Annotated in this window: 16 protein-coding genes; 2 read left to right on the top strand and 14 right to left on the bottom strand. The window is 58.8% G+C overall.

The window, feature by feature from the left end; all coding sequences use genetic code 11:
- Nucleotides 1–55: 55 nt before the first annotated feature.
- The 10 genes from FZE95_RS04205 to glnE all read right to left on the bottom strand — a co-directional run bounded on the left by FZE95_RS04205 (nucleotide 56) and on the right by glnE (nucleotide 12,354).
- Complete coding sequence (locus tag FZE95_RS04205; protein WP_150299575.1) at nucleotides 56–1,183, bottom strand: glycosyltransferase; 1,128 nt, start codon at nucleotides 1,181–1,183, stop codon at nucleotides 56–58.
- A 133-nt stretch (nucleotides 1,184–1,316) separates the two neighbouring features.
- A complete protein-coding gene (locus FZE95_RS04200; RefSeq protein WP_150299574.1) occupies nucleotides 1,317–2,756 on the bottom strand; it encodes a lipopolysaccharide kinase InaA family protein in 1,440 nt (479 codons plus the stop codon).
- 7 nt (nucleotides 2,757–2,763) lie between these two features.
- Nucleotides 2,764–3,528 (bottom strand): lipopolysaccharide kinase InaA family protein, encoded by a 765-nt coding sequence (locus FZE95_RS04195; protein WP_150299573.1) that lies wholly within the window; start codon nucleotides 3,526–3,528, stop codon nucleotides 2,764–2,766.
- The gene (locus FZE95_RS04190) at nucleotides 3,525–4,271 is read right to left on the bottom strand and encodes a lipopolysaccharide kinase InaA family protein (protein ID WP_150299572.1); all 747 of its coding nucleotides are present in this window, start codon (nucleotides 4,269–4,271) and stop codon (nucleotides 3,525–3,527) included. The genes FZE95_RS04195 and FZE95_RS04190 overlap by 4 nt, the downstream gene beginning before the upstream one ends.
- Nucleotides 4,268–5,083 carry a lipopolysaccharide core heptose(I) kinase RfaP gene (gene rfaP / locus FZE95_RS04185; protein WP_150299571.1) on the bottom strand — a complete coding sequence of 272 codons (816 nt, stop codon included), beginning with the start codon at nucleotides 5,081–5,083 and terminating at the stop codon, nucleotides 4,268–4,270. The genes FZE95_RS04190 and rfaP overlap by 4 nt, the downstream gene beginning before the upstream one ends.
- Entirely contained in the window at nucleotides 5,080–6,201 is a 1,122-nt protein-coding gene (locus FZE95_RS04180; RefSeq protein ID WP_150299570.1) for a glycosyltransferase family 4 protein, read from the bottom strand. Before FZE95_RS04180 ends, rfaP begins: the two co-directional genes overlap by 4 nt.
- Nucleotides 6,201–7,262, bottom strand: a complete 1,062-nt coding sequence (waaC, locus tag FZE95_RS04175; RefSeq protein WP_150299569.1) for a lipopolysaccharide heptosyltransferase I — start codon at nucleotides 7,260–7,262, stop codon at nucleotides 6,201–6,203. The genes FZE95_RS04180 and waaC overlap by 1 nt, the downstream gene beginning before the upstream one ends.
- A 3-nt stretch (nucleotides 7,263–7,265) precedes the next feature.
- Nucleotides 7,266–8,312 carry a lipopolysaccharide heptosyltransferase II gene (gene waaF, locus FZE95_RS04170; protein ID WP_150299568.1) on the bottom strand — a complete coding sequence of 349 codons (1,047 nt, stop codon included), beginning with the start codon at nucleotides 8,310–8,312 and terminating at the stop codon, nucleotides 7,266–7,268.
- A gap of 79 nt (nucleotides 8,313–8,391) precedes the next feature.
- Nucleotides 8,392–9,321, bottom strand: coding sequence for a branched-chain amino acid transaminase (locus tag FZE95_RS04165; protein WP_150299751.1), 930 nt, complete (start codon nucleotides 9,319–9,321; stop codon nucleotides 8,392–8,394).
- A 90-nt stretch (nucleotides 9,322–9,411) separates the two neighbouring features.
- Entirely contained in the window at nucleotides 9,412–12,354 is a 2,943-nt protein-coding gene (gene glnE / locus FZE95_RS04160) for a bifunctional [glutamate--ammonia ligase]-adenylyl-L-tyrosine phosphorylase/[glutamate--ammonia-ligase] adenylyltransferase (RefSeq protein WP_150299567.1), read from the bottom strand.
- Nucleotides 12,355–12,587: 233 nt separating this feature from the next.
- Between glnE and aceE the strand changes: the two genes are divergently transcribed.
- Nucleotides 12,588–15,245, top strand: a complete 2,658-nt coding sequence (aceE, locus tag FZE95_RS04155; RefSeq protein ID WP_150299566.1) for a pyruvate dehydrogenase (acetyl-transferring), homodimeric type — start codon at nucleotides 12,588–12,590, stop codon at nucleotides 15,243–15,245.
- An 11-nt stretch (nucleotides 15,246–15,256) separates the two neighbouring features.
- Complete coding sequence (gene aceF, locus FZE95_RS04150) at nucleotides 15,257–16,963, top strand: dihydrolipoyllysine-residue acetyltransferase (RefSeq protein WP_150299565.1); 1,707 nt, start codon at nucleotides 15,257–15,259, stop codon at nucleotides 16,961–16,963.
- 170 nt (nucleotides 16,964–17,133) lie between these two features.
- Here aceF and FZE95_RS04145 read toward each other — a convergent pair whose 3' ends face one another.
- The 4 genes from FZE95_RS04145 to rluD all read right to left on the bottom strand — a co-directional run bounded on the left by FZE95_RS04145 (nucleotide 17,134) and on the right by rluD (nucleotide 22,419).
- A complete protein-coding gene (locus FZE95_RS04145) occupies nucleotides 17,134–17,766 on the bottom strand; it encodes an REP-associated tyrosine transposase (protein ID WP_150299564.1) in 633 nt (210 codons plus the stop codon).
- A gap of 262 nt (nucleotides 17,767–18,028) precedes the next feature.
- The gene (clpB, locus tag FZE95_RS04140; RefSeq protein WP_150299563.1) at nucleotides 18,029–20,596 is read right to left on the bottom strand and encodes an ATP-dependent chaperone ClpB; all 2,568 of its coding nucleotides are present in this window, start codon (nucleotides 20,594–20,596) and stop codon (nucleotides 18,029–18,031) included.
- A gap of 137 nt (nucleotides 20,597–20,733) precedes the next feature.
- Nucleotides 20,734–21,459, bottom strand: a complete 726-nt coding sequence (pgeF, locus tag FZE95_RS04135; protein WP_150299562.1) for a peptidoglycan editing factor PgeF — start codon at nucleotides 21,457–21,459, stop codon at nucleotides 20,734–20,736.
- Complete coding sequence (gene rluD / locus FZE95_RS04130; RefSeq protein ID WP_150299561.1) at nucleotides 21,460–22,419, bottom strand: 23S rRNA pseudouridine(1911/1915/1917) synthase RluD; 960 nt, start codon at nucleotides 22,417–22,419, stop codon at nucleotides 21,460–21,462. It lies immediately after the preceding gene.
- Nucleotides 22,420–22,547 lie beyond the last annotated feature (128 nt).

The following is a 22,547-nucleotide window of genomic DNA, read 5'->3' as shown; positions in this document are numbered from 1 at the left end:
GCTTAGCAATCCGGATGGAACAGCCATAGGGATGCTGCCAGACCCCTAGTCATATCTAGTGCGCAGAGGACCCAACCATCGACAACCCCCAAAACCGCTTCCTGCCCGCAGCATCCGAAAACTCATTGGTCAGCTTTTTGCGCATGGCCTGCCGCTGTTCCTCGACGGCCGAGTCGCCAGTCTCCGAGGCTTTTACCAGGCAACCCGATAACGCTAGCCCATCGCCCTGCCGAAACAACTGTCCTGCGCCGTCTACCACTTCCCTGGCACCACCACAGTCACTGGAGACTACCGGAACGCCAGCTGCCATGGCTTCAAGCAGTACCATGCCGAATGGCTCGTGGTCGGAGCTCAACACAAAAACGTCGAACGCCTTGAAATACCGCCTTGCGTCGGGGACTTCACCCACGAAGAAAACACGCTTGGAGATATTCAGCTGTATAGCCAACGATTTCAGCTCTTTCTCTAGCCGTCCCCGGCCGAGAATTGCCAGACAACTGTTCTTTGGCAGGTCAGTCAAAGCCGCTGCAAACCCTTTAATAAGCGTCGCTTGATCCTTGTCTGGATGCAGCCTTCCTACATTGCCGACGATCCAGGCGTTCTGTGGAAGTTTGAGCTGCTGTCTGGCTTCCGCACGATCAAACTGTTGAGCCTGTACCGCAGGAATATCGATGTGATAGTAGAGCGTCTGAATGCGCTCATTTGGCCAGTTCGGAAGGCGTGCCCTGATCGTGTCGCGGACCGAATCCGAGACGGCCAGTGCCTGGATACGCTTGCGGTAAGCCTGGGCGAATAACCTCCGGTCGAGTCGATCGTAGGCACCATAAGCATGGTGTACCCAGATGATGGGCAACCGAGTGGCGAGACAGGCTATATATGCTGGTTTGGACCTGTGTGCGATGCATAGTGAGAAATCTTTGGTCTTGACTATGCGGCGGATTTCGCGAATCGCACGCAGCTTGAATCCTCTTAACGCCTTGGACCTGTACTCGAGAAAGATAACCTCGTCAGACTGACATGCCGCAACGACCTCATCACTCGGTTCACCCGAAAGAAATATTGTCGTTACTTTATAAGGCGTGTCCGCAAACAAGCTCGCGTATTGTCGAGCATAGTCCAGAAAGGGGCCCCCGTATCCATGGCAAATTTGCAGGATATGGCGCTGTTGTGGTCGATTGTTCATGATTTCTCCATGATCTTGTTCGGCTTGCGAGTCAGAAACCATGGCGAACACCATGAGCAGACTATGCCTTAAATCCTAGAGTCATTAGTACCCAATCGACCTTTTTGGTTCACACCAATAGCGAAAAGTGATTTCAACCAGCGACCGGGCGCGGAAGTTGCGAATCAAGCCACATCCGCAGCGGACTTCCTGCAGGCCAGTTGCGCAGGAAACGCGCTCGGTCCTCCTCCCACGCTCTGAGCCAGGCCGGACTCTCAGCTTCGTAGAATCGCATCCCGTCCAGATCAATCAGAACGATCTCGTTCAAGCGCCACAAGAGATTTGTCGCTTTGCAATCGCCATGACTGATACGCGCATGAAAAAGCTGACCGAACAATCGGAGCAGAGCTACAGCCTCTTGTGCCGTTGGCGTCCTGTCGCCCTCTTTCCCGAAGTGTTCCAGTAGATTAACGCCAGCGCAGTATTCGGTAACTAACCAGGCAGTGCTGCGGAGCGGACCGATACGTTGTTCCACCATCGCCAAAGGAGCCGGCGTGGCAATGCCGAGAAATCGAAGCCGATGTGCTGAGAGCCAGCTGTGCCATGCCCTGCTTGGCCGCCAAAAGCGCTTAAGCCAGTGCGCCACACCTTTGATGTTGTAGCGTTTAACTACAACCTTTCGGACAACGGTTGAAGCCAGGACGACTGTGCTGCTGCCGCCATCCTTGAGCAATGGATGACGGCGGAAGCATTCGTCTGGCGATTCAAGCAGACCTCCCAGCTCGGCAGCATGGTTGCGCTGGACGACCGCAAACCGCCCCCACCCTCGCTTCACCGCAAACTCTGTGCAATCACGCAGTGACTTATCGAGGTAGTGCTCCAGGCGCAGTTGGCGCTTGGCGCTTATCAGCTTTGCCAGGTTGTCGGGGTGAATAGCGTGGTGGGGGTTGGCTTTGAGATAGGCGAGCAGCAACTGCTCCACCCACTCGTCCCAGTCGGGTTTCAGCTGCGCGAAGAATACCGCCAGGTTTTCTTCAGCCTGCTGGGCGGTTATCGGCTGGCACTGGTCGAGAACCTCCACCGCATCGCCGTCGATGACCTGCAGCACACCCTTGTGCAGGAGAAAATTACCCAGATGCAGATCGCGCTGAACCAGGCCTTTGGCGTGCATTGTCGCGATGCCTGTCAAAGCCAGGCGCAGCAAACGCATTGCAGATTCACTGCCTGCGGGCTCATGGCTCAGCGCTTCCCACTGCGCTTCCAGGCTTTCTGCCTCTTCGAGGAAATCGGTGAGTAAATAGTGACCACCACCCGGAAGTGGACCCTGGCTGATGATGGCTGGAGTGGCGATTCCCGCGCCAAGTACCGCCTTGATGCCTTCCAGCTCCCGAACGCAATGCCGCTGTGCAGCCGGTGCGACAAATAGCTTCGCCAGGACTGTCCTGCCTGCCAACTCGCCCTGCGCCACCAGCCGCTTGCCCGGCAAAATCCGCAGCCAGCGCTGGAGGGTCAGTTCGCCTCCGTCCGCAAGTGGCACGCTGAACGGTGCTGGCGGGTTGCGTTTGGCGCGACGTAACTGCTCGGTGATATTCATCGTTTGATTATTCCGGCGAGCGACGACTGAGTATGCGTATCAACAGCTGGCGCGCTTCAACATCCAGACGCGACCGGCCCATGTATGCCAGAAAGAAACGCAGTTGCTGGCTGTTGCTGGCAACCTGGGTACGCCGATGAAGGCTGCTCAAGTCTCTCACACGGTCCCGCTCGCCGAACCAGGCTCTACGGGTCTCTTCCAGATCGATCAGCCGTGCGCCAGCGCCATCCCCGTCCAGCTTGAGAAAGATCTGCTTGGGATACAGGCTGTTATGCATTTTGCCGGCGTTGTGTAACGCGCGCACCAGCGCCGCAGCCGCCATGATCAGGTCTTGTCTGCCCTGCCATTCCAGCTCAGGCCAGCGTTCGAACCAGATATCCAGTGAGCGGTACTCATCCAATGCACGGGTCAGCAGAATGGCCTGGTGTTTACCCTCCACGCGACGCTGGGCGAAAAATGCGGTTTCAAGTGACGGGATGCCGAGATGGGCGAAGCGCTGGATGAAACGGAATTCGCGGGCATAGATTGGCTCACCCAGGGGGTGCAATCGGCTGCGAACCAGCTGGTTTTCCTGGCGCTTGAGATAAAAGGTCTGCAGATGGCCGTTGATGTCTTCCAGCTCAAGCCGCACCACGGTATTCCAGCCGCCGCGGCGCATTACCCTCTTACTGCTGGCGTTGCATCTGCTACTCCATAGCCCTTCGAAATTATCAAGGCCATGCCGCGCCAGCACCTCGCGAGCATTGACTGCAATGAATGGCGACTCGCTCATTCTCGCCCCTTGAAGAAATTCAATACTGCCCGAGCCTGCTTCTTGTCCGCCGGAGACAGTCTCGGCTTCTCGATATAGTCCAGGTAAAAACGCAGCCGCTGCGTTCTGCTCAGCACGCGCTTACCCAGTTTGTCGAGACAGGCCAGATCCTTGATGATTCGATATTTCAACATGGGCCCCACCCAGAAATTCCCACCGGGGCAATCGATCATGTACACGTCTGGAAAGGGCTTCTCATCGACCAGAATATTGCGCCATTTCAGATCGTTATGCGCAAAGTTTTGGTCATGCATCATGCGCGTCGCATGGGCGATTTGCCTGGACACGTGAGCAACCCATCGCTTGCATAAAAAACGAGGATCACCGTTCTTGGCAATATTCGCCATGTCCGATGTGCCCTGCAGATCCTGGGTTATGAGCGCGCCCCGATGAAAAGCGCCCTCCCGCCGTTCCAGTCCGAAGCCAACCACAGTAGCTGAGGGAATGCCCCAGGCATGAAAATGCAGAAGGTTTTCCCACTCCGCCTGGATCCGCGGTCGTCCGATGTAGCGCCGCAGATTCTTGCCCGCGCCCGTATAACGCTTTACGTAATAGTATCGGTTACCGACCCAGACCCGATGAACCGTACTGATAGGGTCTGTCGTTATCAACTCCCCTTCCAGGGCGAAAACCGTGTCCAGATCAGCGAACAGTCGGCCACTGACGCCGGTTGCGTATTCAGGATTGAGCGTCCAGCCGGTCATGCATCACTGCCCGGGGCGTATTTGCGCTCGAATCGCGTCTGCAGCCGCGCCGCCTTGCGCTCCAGCATGCTCAGCAGTACAGCTTCTTCCGTAAGAATCTGACGCAGCGGCCGGTCAAAATACACTCGCAGAAAGCGCAACTTGTCGCGCTCCGTCAGCCCGATATTCAACGCAGAAAAATACAGGCCGGCCAGATCCTTGTCCCGCCAGCGCCGCGGAACCCTTGGACGAATCTGCGCCCGGTGCAGATCAATCAATGACAACCGCAGATTGTTTGCCGTCGGCTCAGTATCGGTGTGCAACAGGAAATGGCAGATGTAACAGTCACGATGGTTGACTCCCGCTTCGTGCATCCGTCGCGTCATCGCTGCCACTTCGTTGATCAAGGCGTGCTTGAGGGCCGGGTCAGGCGGATTGCTGCGCCAGCTGTGAGCAAAATCCTCGAGGCTGATGGTCGGTGCCAGCTCTTCGGTGATAATGAAGGAATGCTGGTCCGCCGGGTTGGCCCCACGTTCACCAAAGGCCACGGCAGTCATGGTTGGAACGCCCGCAGCCGTCAGTGCCTGAATCGCATGCCATTCTTGACCTGCGCCCAATACCGGTGCTTTCAGGGTTAGCCAGTTCTTGAAGATCTCCCGCCAACCGACACCCCGATGAATCTTGACGAAATAGCCTCGGCCATCGACCACGGTGCGCAAGGTACGCCGGGCCTCCAGCTCGCGGAACACTTCACCCTGAAGCTTTTCAACTTCAACGAAGGCATCGCGCCCGCTCCAGAGCGTTTTGAAGGGTTCGGCCAGTATCAGCTTCAATCCATGTCTCCCAGAATCACATCGGCGGCTTTCTCCGGCAGGCTATACAAATCTGCCTGATCGGCAAACTCCAGAGCCTGGTTATGCCAGCGACCTCGTGCCTCGTCATCTTCCAACATGCGCGCCAGCATACTGTTCAATCGATCCTGGCTGAACGGGCTCGGCACCACCAGGCCACAGTCGGCCTCTTCGATGTAATGCGCATAGCCGCACACGTCGGTTGTCAGCACTGGCAGACCGGCGACCAACGCTTCAAGCAAGACAGTGCCGGTGTTCTCGTTATAGGCCGGATGAATCAGCAAATCAGCCCCCAGCAAAAAACGCGGGACATCATCACGACCCTGAAGGAATTCTACGCGATTGGCCACTCCGTCCGCCTTGGCCTGCGCACGAAAGCGGCGTGCGTCGTCCTGCCCGACCACCATCAGGCGCGTCCGCGCTCGCAGGGCAGCAGGTAGCGACGCCAACGCGCGTATCGAGCGGTCCAGGCCTTTGGTCTTGAAGCCCGAGCCGATCTGCACGATCAGCAATTCAGTATCGCCAAGTTCGAACTCGCGACGAAACGCGCTACGGATCTGCGCTGCATTGGCAGGCGCCCGGCGATCCGGTGCGATACCCGGTGGCAGCAGATGAAACCGCTCCGCCGGGGTGCGATAGTGCTGCATGAACAGCGGCTGCTGCACCTCGGAGATCATCAATATCTCGGCACGCGTGGCAGGAGAAAATACCGCTTTTTCGAATGCCGAGTAATGCTTGTATCGTGCACCCAGCCGGTACAACGGGCCGCGTTGCGTCCTCGCCTTGTGCTCATAGCAGGGATCAGCGGCATAGTACACATCCAGCCCGGGCATCTTGTTGAACCCGATCACCCGATCCACTGGCCGCCGGGCCAGATCTGCCCGCACCCAGGCAGCAAAACGCTCGTTGCGACGATGGTTGGTCCATGCCTTGACCGGCACCAGCTGCACATCAAAACCTTCAGGCACCTCGCCATCCCACGACAGAACATATACCCGCACCGCATGCCCACGGGCCTGACAAACCTGCGCGATACGCATGAAGTCACGTTGCAGTCCGCCGTAGGGGAAGTACTTATAAAGAACAAAAGCCAACTGCATCAGTTCGCGCCCTGTTTCAGCAGTGTTAGCAGTTCGGCCTGAATGCGCTGCGGATTCAGCCGGGTAAAGCAGAAGGGCTGTTCGCGCTGCAGATCAAACTGGCGGGCTTCTTCAGCGGTGGGCTTGTAGGTGCATTGCTTCTGCATACAGGGCACACAGGCCGGGTAATCAGCGGCCAGGTGACGCTGTGACGCGCCGTAAGCGCCGGTAAAACCGGGGTTAGTCGGACCGAAGAGCGAAAGCGTAGGCACATCGAGCGCTGCTGCCAGATGACCCAGTCCTGTATCGACCGCGACGCAGGCAGAAGTGCCGGCGAGCATGCTCGCCATGCCCGCCAGCGACATGCGAGGCAGTACGTCGACGCCTGACAAATCAGAGGCTATGAACTCCGCACGTGCTTTCTCCACATCGTTGCCCCAGGGCAAACGGACCTGGATACCCATCGACACCGCCCACTCAGCCAACTGGCGCCAGTAGCTCTCCGGCCAGTGCTTGCTGTCCCAGGTAGTGCCATGCAGAAACATCACATAGCGCAGGTCAGACTTGTTTCCGGCCAGACTCCGACGATCGAGGCCGTAATCTCCGGTCTGCTCAGGCACGCTGTAGCCCAGCGCCGCTGCGAACAGCTGGCGCACCCGCTCCACTGCATGCTGCCCCCAGGGCACATCCATAGCGTCAGTATAAAAACGGCTGGCCAGCGGTTCCCGTGCGGAAGCCTTGTTCAGGCCGACGACCGGTGCCTTGACGTAACGCGTTAGCAAGGCGCTTTTCAGCAAGCCCTGGGCATCGATTACCAGATCATACGGAGTGGTACGCAGTCGTGCCTTGAAGCGTGACCATTCACCGCTGCGCAATGTTTGCAACGGACTTTTGCGCCAGCGCCTGATGGCCACCGGAATGATTTCAGCGACCGCCGGATGCCAGGCGGGGATTTCTGCGAAGCCTTCTTCGACAACCCAGTCAAAAGTAACACCCGGGATGGCCCGCTGCGCGTCAGTCAAGGCCGGCAGCGTATGGATGACATCGCCCATGGACGACGTCTTGATCAGCAGTACACGCATTAATTACACATCCAGCGGGTCGGCCAGCGGATCACCGACCAGGCGGTCCAAAGCATCGACCACCAGCGCCGGCTTCAGATCACGCAGGCAGTTGTAGTGCCCGAACCGACAAGCGCGATCAAAACACGGACTGCAATCCAACCCCAGGCGCACCGACTCGACATGCGAAGCAAGCGGCGGGGTAAAGCCCGGCGAGGTGGAGCCATAGACAGCGACCAGCGGCCGATCCAGCGCCGCCGCGACATGCATAAGTCCCGAATCATTGCTGACAACCGCAGACGCACAGGACATCAGGTCTATCGCGTCAGCCAGGCTGGTTTCGCCAGCCAGATTGGTCGCTTCCTCGCGCAGTCCCGGAATCAATCGCAAGCGGATATCCTCCGCTACGGGGTGATCGTTCTTCGAACCAAATAACCACACCTGCCAACCCTGGCGAACCTTCTGATCAGCAACACTGGCGTAATGCTCAACGGGCCAGCGCTTGGACTCGCCGAACTCGGCGCCCGGGCACAACACCAGCACGGGACGGTCGAGCTCCAGCCCGAAACGCGCCAGCGCGGCATCGCGCGTGGCAGGATCGATTTGCAGGGTCGGACGCGGATAGGGCTTGCTGAGCTCATGATCCCGCTCAAAGGCCAGCGCCATGAACCGCTCGATCATCAGCGGATAACGATCCTTGTCCAGCTTGCGGATATCGTTGAGCAAGCCGTAGCGCATTTCGCCGCGCCATCCGGTGCGCTTGGGAATGCCGGCAAAAAAAGACACCAGGGCAGATTTCAGGGAATTGGGCAGCAGGATCGCCTGGTCATACTGACCGGCCAGGCCCTTGCCGATCGTGCGACGGGTCTTGAGGTCCAGCACCCCATGCCCCAGCGGAAAGCTCAGCGCATTGCGTACTTCCGGCATGCGCTCGAGAATCGGCCGGCTCCACTCGGGAGCCAGCACATCTATCTCGCAATCGGGGCCGTGGCGCAGCTTGAGGCAGGCAAACAGCGTCTGCGCCATCACCATGTCGCCGACCCAGCTGGGACCGATAACCAATATTCTCATAAGCTTGAAGCCTGAAGCTTGGAGCTGGAAGCCAGAACAATCCGAGCAATGCGGCTCCTTCTTTCTTCCAGCTTCCGGCTCAAAGCTTGTGCACCAACGTACGCCATTCGGCGTGGGCGCCGCTCTGACCGTTGACCAGGTCGAAGTAAGCCTTCTGCAGCTTGCCGGTGATGGGACCGCGACGGCCTTCGCCGATCTGACGGTTATCCAGCTCGCGGATCGGGGTGACCTCAGCCGCCGTACCGGTAAAGAATGCTTCATCGGCGATATAGACTTCATCACGGGTGATGCGCTTTTCTACAACCGGGATGTTCATTTCCCCGGCCAGTGTCAACACCGTGCTACGGGTGATGCCGTTCAGGCAGGCCGTGACTTCCGGTGTATAGATAACGCCGCCCTTGACGATGAAGATGTTCTCGCCGGAACCCTCTGCGACATAGCCTTCCGGATCCAGCAACAGGGCTTCTTCAGCACCGCCGGAAACAGCTTCCTGCAGCGCCAGCATGGAGTTCATGTAGGCACCGCTGGATTTGGCGCGAGTCATGGTGATATTGACGTGATGACGGGTAAAGGAGCTAGTGCGGATCTTGATACCCTGCTCCAACGCCGCCTCACCCATGTAGGCGCCCCAATGCCAGGCTGCAATGGTCACGTGCACCTTCAGGTTATCAGCGCGAATACCCATGCCTTCGGAGCCGTAGAATACCAGCGGGCGGATATAGGCCGTTTCAAGCTTGTTGTCACGCACCGTGGCACAGATCGCATCGTTGATCTGCTCTTTGGTGTAGGGAATTTTCATGCCCATGATGTGGGCGGAATCGAACAGGCGGTCGGTATGCGCATCCAGACGGAAAATTGCGGTTCCGTCCGGCGTATTGTAGGCGCGCACACCTTCGAATACAGCCATACCGTAGTGCAGCGAGTGCGTCAGCACATGGACGTTAGCGTCACGCCAGGGCAGCATTTCACCATCAAACCAGATAACACCATCACGATCGGCCATCGACATAGCAGCCAGCTCCATTCATTGATCTTTGTCTAATATTCATTCGGTTCTTGGTCTGGCCAGGTGTGCCCGCGTGTACACGGCTGCAAGCCGTCATTCGTCTCGGTCGTCCGGCAGCCATTGCTGCCAGAGTGCGATGACTCCGCGTCGGAAATCATGAAACTGGTCGCCACTCACTTTGCCCGGCTGTTTCTGCAGGGCCAGGCGATGGGCTGCTGCGCGGTAGGCTTTGTAAGCCTCCTGCAAACGTAGAACGTCGTCACCGGCTATCAACCCGGCGTCGCGCAGCCCGTCTAGAATTCTGATGTTATCGGTATAGCGCAGTAACTCGGGGTATCGGCACGACCAAGCCAGAACCGCATATTGCACCATAAATTCGATATCGACGATACCTCCGGCGTCCTGCTTGAGATCAAACTGAGCCTCGGTGGTAAACGCAGCCGGAGCGAATCCCGCGTTGGTGGTGCGGGTGGCCAGGTTGTCGCGCATCCTGGCACGCATCGCCAGCACCTCTTTTCGCAGGCTGGCTTCATCGCGCTCCCGACCGAGCACCTCTGCACGCAGATTCTGGAACCGGTGATTCAGACGCTTGCATCCTGCCAACACTCTGGCCCGCACCAGCGCCTGATGCTCCCAGGTCCAGGCACCCTCGCGCTGGTAGCGGGAGAAGGACTCGAGGGAGCTGACCAATAATCCGGATTCGCCCGAAGGTCGCAAACGCATATCGACATCGTAAAGCGCGCCGGAGGTGGTTTGCGCGTTGAGGATATGAATGATGCGCTGGCCCAGACGGGTAAAAAAGCGGCTGCCTTCGATCGGCTTGGCTCCGTCAGTTTCCGCCTCGGTGTCGCCGTCATGGATGAATACCAGATCCAGATCCGAACCGTGTCCCAGCTCGATCCCGCCCACCTTGCCGTAGCCGACTATCACGAAATCCAGCTCGCAGTCTGAGCCGTCGCGACGCTTCGGTGCGCCATGGCGCTGGGTGAGTTCGCGCCAGGCAAGACGCAACACCTGTTGCAAAATCGCCTCGGCAATCCAGGTCAGATAATCGCTGACCTTCATCAAGGGCAAGGTACCTGCCAACTCGGATGCGGCCACTCGCAGGACATGCGCGCGCTTGAAATACCGTAGCACTTCCATCTGCTGCTCAAGATCGTCCTCGGGAATGCGGGTCAGCTGTTGACGCAGTTCGTCAACCAACTCTTCGGTTTCCGGCGGGCGATACAGGCGACCCGCGTTCAGCAGCTCGTCCAGCACAACCGGGTAACGGGTTATCTGTTCAGCGATCCAGGGGCTGGCGCTGCATAACACCAATAACTCGTGCAGCGCGCCGGGGTTTTCGGTCAGCAACAGCAGATAGGCCGAGCGTCGTGCTACCGCTTCGACCAGGGGCATCACCCGTTCCAGCGCGAGATCGGGATTGTCCTGCTCAGCCGCCATACCTAACAGGCGCGGCATGAACACATCCAGACGGTCACGACCGACACGCTGCATTCCTCTGACACGGCCAGAATTCAACAGGCCCTGCAGTAGTCGCCAGGCCTGATCGGGCTGGCGAAAGCCACCTTCGCCCAGCTGTTCGAGTGCCTGCTCTGACTCAAGAGCGCCCTCCCACAACGGCAGCCACTCGGCGTGCAACGGGGCTTCATCGTCGGTTTCATCATCCGGATCGGCAATGACATAGGCGAAATGCGTTTCCACTCGTTGCCGGTGCGTATCCAGCGTGGCACGGAAACTGTCCCAGTCTTCGAAGCCCATTACAAAAGCCACGCGCGTTCGCGATTCCTGATCAGTGGGCAGCATTTGGGTCTGCCGGTCGTCCAGCGCCTGCAACGCATGTTCAGCATCGCGCAAGAACAGATAGGCACGCTTGAGCTCATCAATAGCCGGGTCTGGCATGTAATCGTTTTCCGCCAGCACCTCGAGCACCGCCAGGATGGGCTTTTGTTGCAGGGCGCGATCACGACCGCCATGGATCAACTGGTATGCCTGACCAATAAACTCGACCTCCCTGATGCCTCCCGAGCCGAGCTTGACGTTATCCTGCAGCCCTTTGCGCTTGACCTCCCGCTGGATCATTAGCTTCAAGTTACGCAACGCCTCGATCGCAGCAAAATCAAGATAGCGCCGGAACACAAATGGCTTGAGCATTGACAGGAGTTCGGCGCCCGCCTGTTGATCACCCGCCACGACGCGTGCCTTGATCATTGCGTAGCGTTCCCAGTCGCGGCCCTGGCTCTGGTAGTACTGCTCCAGGGCATCAAAACTGAACACCAGCGCGCCGCTATCGCCATAGGGGCGCAGGCGCATGTCTACGCGGAACACAAATCCATCAACGGTAATAGTATCCAGCGCACGGATCAGCCGCTGACCGACGCGAATGAAAAATTCTTGGTTGGATAAGCTACGGCGGCCACCGCGGGTCTCTCCTGCGTCGGGGTAGGCAAATATCAGATCAATATCGGAGGATAGATTGAGCTCCTGTGCGCCCAGCTTGCCCATCCCCAGCACAACCATATGTTGCGGTTCTCCCGTCGGGGCAGTAGGCGTGCCGAGGGTTTCGCAGGCCTGTTTATACAACCATTGATAGGCTTGCTCGATGCAGGCATCTGCCATATCGGACAGTTCACGCGTCGTGCGCATGGTCGCCGCCTGCCGCGTCAGGTCGCGCCAGATGATACGCACCTGATGCTGCTGGCGGAATTTGCGCAGCGCCTGGCCCAGTTCGTCTTCGCTCCCCACCGAGGCCAGCGCTTCTATCAATAGCTCGGACATTTCACCGGCTCGCAAATCGCGGCTCAGCAACCCCGCCTCTGTCAGGCGCCAGGCTATCTGCGGGTCACGTCGCAGCTGCTCAGCCACAAAGTCACTGCCGGCCAACACCGTCGGCAAGGCGGATTCAAAGTCCTCGCCCAGCTCACCGAGGCGCTCTTCGAGCGCTTCGTGTTGCAGCGCCGTGCGCCATTGTTGCAGATGATGATCGACCATTGGCTGCAACGACGCAGGTAGCGGACGCGGTAAGAAAGAAGGCATGGTCTATCCTGTACGAAGACTATTCAGGCAGCTTGACACGTGCAGCCCAGAGGGAAAAGTCCCCATTGAATTGGAGCCGCACCGCCTGTAGTTTCACTACAAAAATATTCTCTGCGAGCTGGAATGGCTCCCGTTTTTGTAGTAAAACTACAAACACAACACCAACACCGCATCAGCCGGCAAGGGGCCAACCGCTCATACGGCTGATTGGGCCCACAAGGTCTGGAGACAATATGAAGCCGCAAGACATCGATCCCCTCGAAACCCAGGAATGGCTTGACTCGCTGGAATCCGTTCTGGATGCCGAAGGCGAAGACCGCGCGCACTACCTGATTACGCGCATGGAAGAATTGGCTACCCGCAGCGGCACGCTGCTGCCCTATTCGATCACTACGCCCTACCGCAACACCATCCCGGTTACCCACGAAGCGCGTATGCCCGGCGACCTGTTCATGGAACGGCGCATCCGTTCGATGGTGCGCTGGAACGCGCTTGCAATGGTCATGCGGACCAACCAGCAGGATCCCGATCTCGGCGGCCATATTTCCACTTTCGCCTCCAGCGCCACGCTCTACGACATTGGTTTCAACTATTTCTTCAAGGCCCCGACCGATGAACACGGCGGCGACCTGGTGTTTTTCCAAGGCCACGCGTCGCCAGGCGTCTACGCACGCGCCTATCTCGAGGGCCGCATCAGCGAGGACCAGCTTGACAATTTCCGTCAGGAAGTAGACGGCAATGGATTGTCTTCCTATCCGCACCCCTGGTTGATGCCCGATTTCTGGCAATTCCCCACGGTATCCATGGGTCTCGGGCCGATTCAGGCGATCTATCAGGCGCGCTTCATGAAGTACTTGGAGCACCGCGGATTCATCGAGCCGGGCAAGCAGAAGGTCTGGTGTTTCCTCGGTGACGGCGAGACCGACGAGCCCGAATCCCTGGGCGCGATCTCCCTGGCTGGCCGTGAAAAGCTCGACAACCTGATCTTCGTGGTCAACTGCAACTTGCAGCGTCTGGACGGCCCGGTGCGTGGCAACGGCAAGATCATCCAGGAGCTGGAGGGCAACTTCCGCGGCGCCGACTGGAACGTGATCAAGGTTATCTGGGGGCGTTTGTGGGATCCGCTGTTTGCCAAGGATGAAGACGGCCTGCTGCAACAGCGTATGGATGAAGCAGTCGATGGCGATTATCAGAACTACAAGGCCAACGACGGGGCCTATGTCCGCGAGCACTTCTTCGGCGCGCGTCCGGAGCTGGAGGAAATGGTCAAGGACCTTTCGGATGACCAGGTGTGGAAACTCAACCGTGGCGGTCATGATCCCTACAAGGTGTATGCCGCGTATCACGCTGCGGTCAACCACACTGGCCAACCGAGCGTCATTCTAGCCAAGACCATCAAGGGCTACGGTACCGGCGCTGGCCAGGGGCAGAATACCGCGCACAACACCAAAAAAGTCGATGTTGAAAGTCTCAAGACCTTCCGCGATCGCTTCGATATTCCGGTCAACGACGAAGATCTCGAGAAACTGCCCTTTTACAAGCCGGAAGAAGGCAGCGCCGAGTACAAATACCTGCATTCGCGCCGCGAAGCGCTCGGCGGCTACATGCCCACGCGCCGGGCGGAAAGCTTCAAGGTGCCGGTGCCGCCTCTGGAAACGCTCAAGTCAATACTTGACGGCAGCGGTGACCGCGAGATCTCCACCACCATGGCCTTCGTCCGCGTGCTGTCGCAACTGGTGAAAGACAAGGAGCTGGGGCAACGTATCGTCCCCATCGTGCCGGATGAAGCACGCACCTTCGGTATGGAGGGCATGTTCCGCCAGCTGGGGATCTACTCCTCGGTCGGTCAGCTGTACGAGCCTGTCGACAAGAATCAGGTGATGTTCTACCGCGAGGACAAGCAGGGTCAGATCCTTGAGGAAGGCATCACCGAAGCCGGCGCGATGTCGAGCTGGATTGCGGCAGGTACCGCCTATAGCACCTATAACCAGCCGATGCTGCCGTTCTACATCTTTTACTCGATGTTCGGCTTCCAGCGCATCGGTGATCTGGCCTGGGCTGCGGGCGACAGCCGCACCAAGGGCTTCCTCATTGGGGGCACCGCCGGGCGTACCACGCTCAACGGCGAGGGCCTGCAGCACGAAGATGGCCACAGCCACATCCTGGCTTCAACCGTACCCAACTGCCGCAGCTACGATCCGAGCTATGGCTACGAGCTGGCGGTGATCATTCGCGAGGGTGCACGGCGAATGATGGAGGAGCAGGAGAACGTCTACTACTACCTCACGGTCATGAACGAGGCCTATACGCAGCCAGCGCTGCCCGAAGGCGAGCACATCCAGGAAGGGATCATGCGTGGCATGTACCTGCTGGAGGAAGCCAAGCAACCGGGCGAGCTACACGTCCAGCTGATGGGCAGCGGCACTATTCTGCGTGAAGTACGCGAAGCAGCGAAGATTCTGCAGGAGCAATACGGCGTCAGCGCCGATATCTGGAGCGCCACCAGCTTCAACGAGCTGCGCCGTGACGGCCTGGACGTGGAGCGCTGGAACCGCCTCCACCCTGACCAGGAACCGCGTACCAGCTTTGTCGAACAGAATCTGGCCGGCCGCAAGGGACCGATCATTGCGGCCACCGATTACATGAAGCTCTACGCAGAGCAGATCCGCCAATGGGTGCCGGGTCCATTCAAGGTGCTCGGCACGGACGGCTTTGGTCGCAGCGACACCCGGCGCAAGCTGCGCTATTTCTTCGAGGTGGACCGCAACTGGGTCGCCTACAGCGCGCTCACCGCGCTGGTGGAGTCCGGCGCACTGGAACGCAAGGTACTGGGCGAGGCGCTCAAGTCCCTGGGTATCGATTCCGACAAGACCAACCCACTGGACTGCTGAGGAGCGATGCCATGAGTGAAGTCATCAAAGTACCAGGCATCGGCGATGCCGAAGGTGAAGTCATCGAAATTCTGGTCAAGGAAGGCGACACGATTGAACCGGAGCAGAGCCTGATCACTCTGGAGTCCGACAAGGCCAGCATGGAAGTCCCGTCGCCAAAGGGCGGCGTGGTGAAGTCCATAAAGGTGAAACTGGGCGACCAGCTGAAGGAAGGTGACGACCTGATTGAGCTGGAGTCAGCCGAGGCTGAATCAGACCAGGCAGAGACCCAGCCCGACGATTCGCAAGATACCAGTGACGGTCAGCCGGTCGACGAAGCGGAAGAAGCGGCTGCGCCTGAGAAGGAAACCGGGCAGGAAGTCGTAGACAAATCCGCCGCCCCGCCCAGCGAATCAGTCAAGGAAGTACAGGTGCCCGATATTGGCGATGGCAAGGCCAAGATCATCGAGATCATGGTCAGCCCGGGCGACTCCGTGGAGGCCGAACAATCCTTGCTGGTCCTGGAATCAGACAAGGCCAGCATGGAAATCCCGGCGCCCTTCGCCGGCGTGATTGAATCCATCGAAGCCAAGCTGGATCAGGACGTGCAGACCGGCGACCTGATCCTGCATATGCGGGTGAAAGGCGAATCTGACAGCGCGCCTGGTACGGCCGCATCTGCCGATAGCAAGCAAGCCTCGCCAAAAGCCGATGCGCAGGGGAAAGACCAGAAGAGCCAGGCCGAGCCGAAAGCGCCGGCAGCCAACGCAGAGAAGGACAAAGCCGTTCCGCCTCCAGTCGGACGGCCTAGCCGCGAGGGCACCAAGGTCCACGCCGGCCCGGCCGTGCGCAAGCTGGCGCGTGAGTTTGGTGTCGATCTGACAGACGTCAGTGGCAGCGGCCCCCACGACCGTATCCTCAAGGAAGATGTCCAGACCCACGTGCAAGGCATCTTGAAACAGGGCAAGCAAGGGGGTGCTAGCCAGGGCTCGGTTGGCGGAGCGGGCATCCCGCCGGTACCGGACATCGACTTCAGCCGTTTCGGCGAGGTTGAAATCAAGGATATGACACGCCTGCAGCAGATTGGCGCGACCAATATCCACCGCAGCTGGCTCAACGTGCCCCACGTTACGCAGTTCGATCAGGCGGATATCAGCGAGCTCGAAACCTTCCGCAAGGATCAAAAGACCGCAGCGGAAAAGGCCGGCGTCAAGCTGACAATCCTGCCGTTCCTGCTCAAAGCCTGTGCGCATCTGCTTCGCGAACAGCCGAACTTCAACGTATCGTTGATGCCCGGCGGCAAACAGCTGGCGCACAAGCAGTACGTGCACATCGGTTTCGCGGTGGATACACCGGACGGCCTGATGGTTCCGGTCATCCGTGATGTGGACAAGAAGAGCCTGCTGCAACTGGCCGCCGAAGCGGCGGAGCTGGCTGAAAAGGCGCGGACCAAGAAGCTCGGTGCCGATGGCATGCAGGGCGCGTGCTTCACCATCTCCAGCCTTGGCCATATCGGCGGCACCTACTTCACCCCAATCGTGAACGCGCCAGAAGTCGCCATCCTCGGTGTGAGCCGTGCAGCCACCCAACCGGTCTGGGACGGCAGCACCTTCCAGCCCCGGCTGATGCTGCCTCTATCACTATCCTACGACCACCGCGCCATCAACGGCGCAGCCGCCGCGCAGTTCACCAAGCGGTTGGGTGAACTGCTGGGAGATATACGGTCAATGTTGTTGTAATAGGCAGGATGTAGAACTGCATCCTGCCAAGATGTCATCCGACAATCTTGGCGGGATGAACCCGCCCTCGATCAAACACGGGACGATGGAATCGAGTTCCATCTCGACAACGTACGCGCGGCGGCAACCCCGCGGCCGGGATGGAACCCGGCCCTCCATAGATCGCCTGATCACCACACACCGAGACTTGTCGCAGCATCATTTCTTGCCGCACCTGCGCTCGACCACGCCCACTCCTCAGCGTAATCACATAGTTTCGCTTTCACCGGATTGTGATGAATATAGTGCACCGAGGCTTCGAGATGCGCCTGGGTGCGGACGTAACGATCCCAGTATCCACGCATCCAGAAACCGCGATCTGGGAGTTGCAAGTGCAATGTTGTGGCATTCTGGAGAGCCCAGCGGGCTGTATATGTCTTCCAGCCTTGAACGATCCGAGGCAGCGAATACGTTGGCTTGATCAGAACGTGAACATGATTAGGCATGATGCACCACGCAATGAGCTGATAACGCTTGCCGGCATAGAACTGCAAAGCCTGTCGCAGCGTTGCTGCCATCGATGGGTGAGTCAGTACGCAACATCCATGGCCACGGTCCAGATGCAATTCTATCTGCGCCCGAGCCGCATAAGAATGTTCAACTTCGGGAAGCCGTTTTAACTCGCTCTTCAATGATTTGAGCACAGCTGCAGGGAGACTGTCGGCGAGTCTGAAAGTTATAAACTGAATAACATCGGGTGAATCGAAGTGAGGAAGCTTGCGAGACGTATACCAACCCCGATGGTCGTCGCTGCGGGCGGTCATATGCGGCAATCCTTGCTTAGCACGGAGACCGATAGTAACAATCACGTAAATTCGGAGAAGGAAGCAGCTCGCAAAACTAGAGTTCAGAACAAAGTACCGAGCCCCTCGATTCAATCTGTCCCGCGAAATCCATCGGCCGGAGTGGAACTCTTTCGACAACCAGCGCAGGAATTAAGGAATGTCGAGTTCCATCTCGACAACGCGACTTGCGGCAACTCCAGCGGCCGGGATGGAACCCGGCCGCTGGAGGCAGCATTGCGCATCACCCCGTGAACACAAACTCCTCGTTCTCAACCTTCGCCTTGATCACCGTACCCGGCTCGAAATCCCCAGCCAGGATGCGTTGCGCCAGCGGATTTTCGATCCAGCGCTGGATTGCGCGCTTGAGCGGCCGGGCGCCGTAGACCGGGTCGTAGCCGACAGCGATGAGTTTTTCCAATGCTTCATCGGTCAGCTCCAGCTGCAGCTCGCGCTCGGCCAGCCGTTGGCTCAGACGGCTCATCTGGATGGTGGCGATGCCGGCGATCTGGTCCCTTCCGAGCGGCTCGAACACCACCACTTCATCGATCCGGTTGATGAACTCCGGACGGAAGTGCTGCCCGATAGCATCCATCACTGCCGCCTGTTGCGCCTCGTGGTCACCGACCAGCTCCTGGATCTGCGCTGAGCCCAGGTTCGAGGTCATGACGATCACAGTGTTGCGGAAGTCGACGGTGCGGCCCTGGCTATCGGTCAGGCGACCATCTTCCAGTACCTGCAGCAACACGTTGAACACATCCGGGTGCGCCTTTTCCACCTCATCCAGCAGGATGACCGAGTAAGGCTTGCGCCGCACGGCTTCGGTCAGATAACCGCCTTCTTCATAACCGACATAGCCCGGAGGTGCACCGATCAGACGAGCTACGGAGTGCTTCTCCATGAACTCGGACATGTCGATGCGCACCATGGCGTCTTCGGTATCGAACAGAAACTCCGCCAGCGCCTTGCATAGCTCGGTTTTACCCACACCAGTCGGCCCGAGGAACATGAAGGAGCCGCTCGGCCGGTTCGGGTCTGCCAGGCCTGCGCGAGAGCGGCGCACGGCGTTGGAGACCGCGACCACCGCTTCATGCTGACCGATCACCCGTTTGTGCAACGCATCTTCCATACGCAGCAGCTTGTCGCGCTCGCCTTCGAGCATCTTGCTCACCGGAATACCGGTCCACTTGGATACGACCTCGGCAATCTCCTCGTCGGTGACCTTGTTGCGCAGCAGCTGGTTCTCGGTCTTGCCATGCTGGTCAGCCATCTGCTGGCTGCGTTCAAGATCCGGAATGATGCCGTACTGCAGCTCGGCCATCTTGTTCAGATCGCCTCTACGCCGGGCATTTTCCAGCTCCTGCTTGGCCTGCTCGATCTTCTCCTGGATCTGCGCGGTGCCCTGCACGTCCGCTTTTTCCGCCTTCCAGATCTCTTCCAGGTCGGAATATTCCCGTTCGACCTTGACGATTTCTTCCTTGAGCTTCTCCAATCGCTTCAGCGCCGCTTCGTCGTCCTCTTTCTTCAGCGCCTCGCGTTCCACCTTGAGCTGAATCAGGCGACGTTCGAGGCGATCGAGCGCCTCGGGCTTGGAGTCGATCTCCATGCGGATGCGGCTGGCAGCCTCGTCGATCAGGTCGATGGCCTTGTCCGGCAATTGCCGATCGGTGATGTAGCGGTGGCTCAACTTGGCTGCGGCGATGATTGCCCCATCGGTAATCGCAACCTTGTGATGCACTTCGTAGCGCTCTTTCAGGCCGCGCAGGATGGCGATGGTGTCTTCCTCGCTGGGTTCATCCACCAACACCTTCTGGAAGCGACGCTCAAGCGCAGCATCCTTCTCGATGTACTTACGATACTCGTCCAGCGTGGTGGCACCGACACAGTGCAGCTCGCCTCGCGCCAACGCAGGTTTGAGCATATTGCCCGCATCCATCGAACCTTCAGCCTTGCCAGCGCCGACCATGGTATGCAGCTCATCGATGAACAGGATGACCCGCCCTTCCTGCTTGCCCAGTTCGCTGAGCACGGCCTTGAGGCGTTCCTCGAACTCACCGCGGAATTTCGCGCCAGCAATCAGTGAGCCCATATCCAGCGACAATAGGCGCTTGTCCTTCAGGCCATCAGGCACTTCGCCATTGATGATGCGCTGCGCCAGCCCCTCGACAATAGCGGTCTTGCCGACACCGGGCTCACCGATCAGTACCGGGTTGTTCTTGGTTCGACGTTGGAGAACCTGCACGGTACGGCGGATTTCATCATCGCGGCCGATCACCGGATCGAGCTTGCCTTCCTCGGCGCGCTTGGTCATATCCACGGTGTATTTATCCAGCGCCTGGCGCGATTCTTCAGCATTGGGGTCATTCACTGAGTCGCCACCGCGCAGATGCTCAATGGCATTCTCCAGAGCCTGTTTGGACACGCCCTGGCTGGTGAGGATCTTGCCCAGCGCGGTGTTGGGTTCCATCGCAGCAAGCAGCACCAGTTCACTGGAAATGAACTGGTCGCCCTTCTTCTGCGCCAGGCGGTCGGCCTGGTTGAACAGGCGCGCAAGTTCCTGGGACAGATTGATGTCACCGGTGGGATTGCTGATAGTAGGCAGCTTATCCAACGCGGCGCCCAGGTCGCTGCGCAGCTTGTTCACGTCAAAGCCGACCTGGCGCAACAGTGGCGCAATAGAGCCCTGCTGTTGCTCAAGCATGGCGAGTAACAGGTGCAATGGGTCAATCTGATTGTGATCACGCCCTACAGCCAACGATTGCGCGTCAGCCAGGGCCATCTGCAGTTTGCTGGTAAAGCGATCAATACGCATCTTGTATGTCCTGTCTATTGAACCGAGCGTTTGCCGGTTAAACCAATTTGATTGGAGTATAGATAGGGACGATTGTCAGCCTTTCAAGGCTGCAGGCATTGATCAGGGTCAAAATTTTGTCGCATTGTCCTGCCCGATCAGCCCAGCCAGATCAGCGATGCAAAGCGGCCAGTCTGGCCGTCGCGACGATAGGAATAGAAACGCAGCGGGTCATTCAGGGTACAGAGACCACCGCCATAGATCGCTGTCACGCCCGCCGCTTGCAGACGTAACCGCGCGAGGTGATAGATGTCCGCCATGAAACGTCCAGCGTTGCGGGAAGGGGCGAACGCGGCGGCGGCAGCGGAAATATCTGAAACAAATACATCCCTCACTTCCGCTCCCACCTCGAATGAAGCCGGCCCTATCGCAGGGCCAAGCCAAACCAGTAACTGATCAGGCGGTGTTTGCAGGGCCTGAATCGTTGACTCCAGTACACCGCCTACCAGTCCGCGCCAGCCAGCGTGGGCTGCAGCCACGCGCGAACCGGCCCGGTCACAGAACAATACGGGCAGACAATCGGCTGTCATGATGGTGCAGGCGATGCCCGGCTGGTCGGTCCAGCTGGCATCGGCATTCTGAACGGTGCCGGGCTGGGCTTTAATGGTCAGCCGGCTGTGCGTCTGCTCCAGCCACACCGGCTCGCAATCCAGCTCGGCAGCCAGCCGCGCACGGTTTGCCGCGACATGTTCGGGGTCATCGCCGACGTGATCGCCAAGATTGAAACTGTCCCAGGGCGGCAGACTGACGCCGCCCTCACGGGTGGTGATGCAGGTGCGCACCCGTTTCGGTGCGGGCCATTCGGCCTGCAACCAGGACTGCATTCAGTCCTCCATCTCGCCGTCTTCACGGAGCAAGCTGAGCAGCTCAACCATGTCGGCAGGCAAAGGCGCCTCCCATCTCATCGTGCGGCCATCATCCGGATGCACCAGCTCAAGGCGCCGGGCATGCAATGCCTGGCGTGGGAATTCGCGCAGCATGCTGATCAGTTCAGGCGAGGCTCCCGGCGGGATACGCAAGCGACCGCCGTACGTCTGGTCGCCGATGAGTGGAAAACGCAAGTGACTCATGTGCACGCGTATCTGGTGCGTCCTACCGGTCTCGAGCTTGACCTTCACATGGGTGTGCGCACGGAACCGGCTGATTACCCGGTAATGGCTGACTGCCTGTTTGCCGCCTGCCATTACTGCCATCTTCTGGCGATTGGTACCGTGCCGGGCGATGGGCTCATCGACCTTGCCGCCGGCGGTCATGACCCCGACCACCACGCATTCATATTCACGGGTGACGCTACGGGCCTGGAGCTGCAGGACCAGATCGGTCTGGGCTTCGAGCGTTTTGGCCACCACCATCAAACCGGTAGTGTCCTTGTCCAGGCGGTGCACAATGCCGGCGCGCGGCACCTTGGCCAACTCAGGAGCATGATGCAACAAGGCGTTGAGCAGAGTGCCGTCCTGGTGACCTGCCGCAGGATGCACAACCAGGCCGGCGGGCTTGTTGATGACCAGGATGGCATGGTCTTCATAGACGATTTCAAGATCGATGGCTTCGGCTTTCCAGTCACCCTGATCCTCAAGCTCGGCTTCGAGTTCCAGCTTCTCACCGCCATACAGGGTGTCGCGCGGGCGCAGTGTACGACCATCGACGGTCAGGCTGCCGTCCTTGATCCAGCCTTGCAGACGAGACCTGGAATAATCTGAAAACAACTGTGCGGCCACCTGGTCGAGGCGTTGCCCGCCATTTTCAGCAGCAACCTGAGCGGACAAGCGAATACGATCGGACATTAAGGACTCACTGGAACGCGCTGGAGTGCCGAAAGGCGGAGATGTAATCCCCTTTGGTTTTCGGCTCAGCGCTGTGGTTAAATACGGCTTCTTTTCCTGGCACGCACCGGCTGTCCGGGGTGCTGGCA

Origin of the sequence: Pseudomonas profundi, from assembly GCF_008638305.1 — a bacterium.
GTDB classification, from domain to species: Bacteria; Pseudomonadota; Gammaproteobacteria; order Pseudomonadales; family Pseudomonadaceae; genus Halopseudomonas; species Halopseudomonas profundi.
This window is presented reverse-complemented; position numbering and strand designations above follow the sequence as displayed.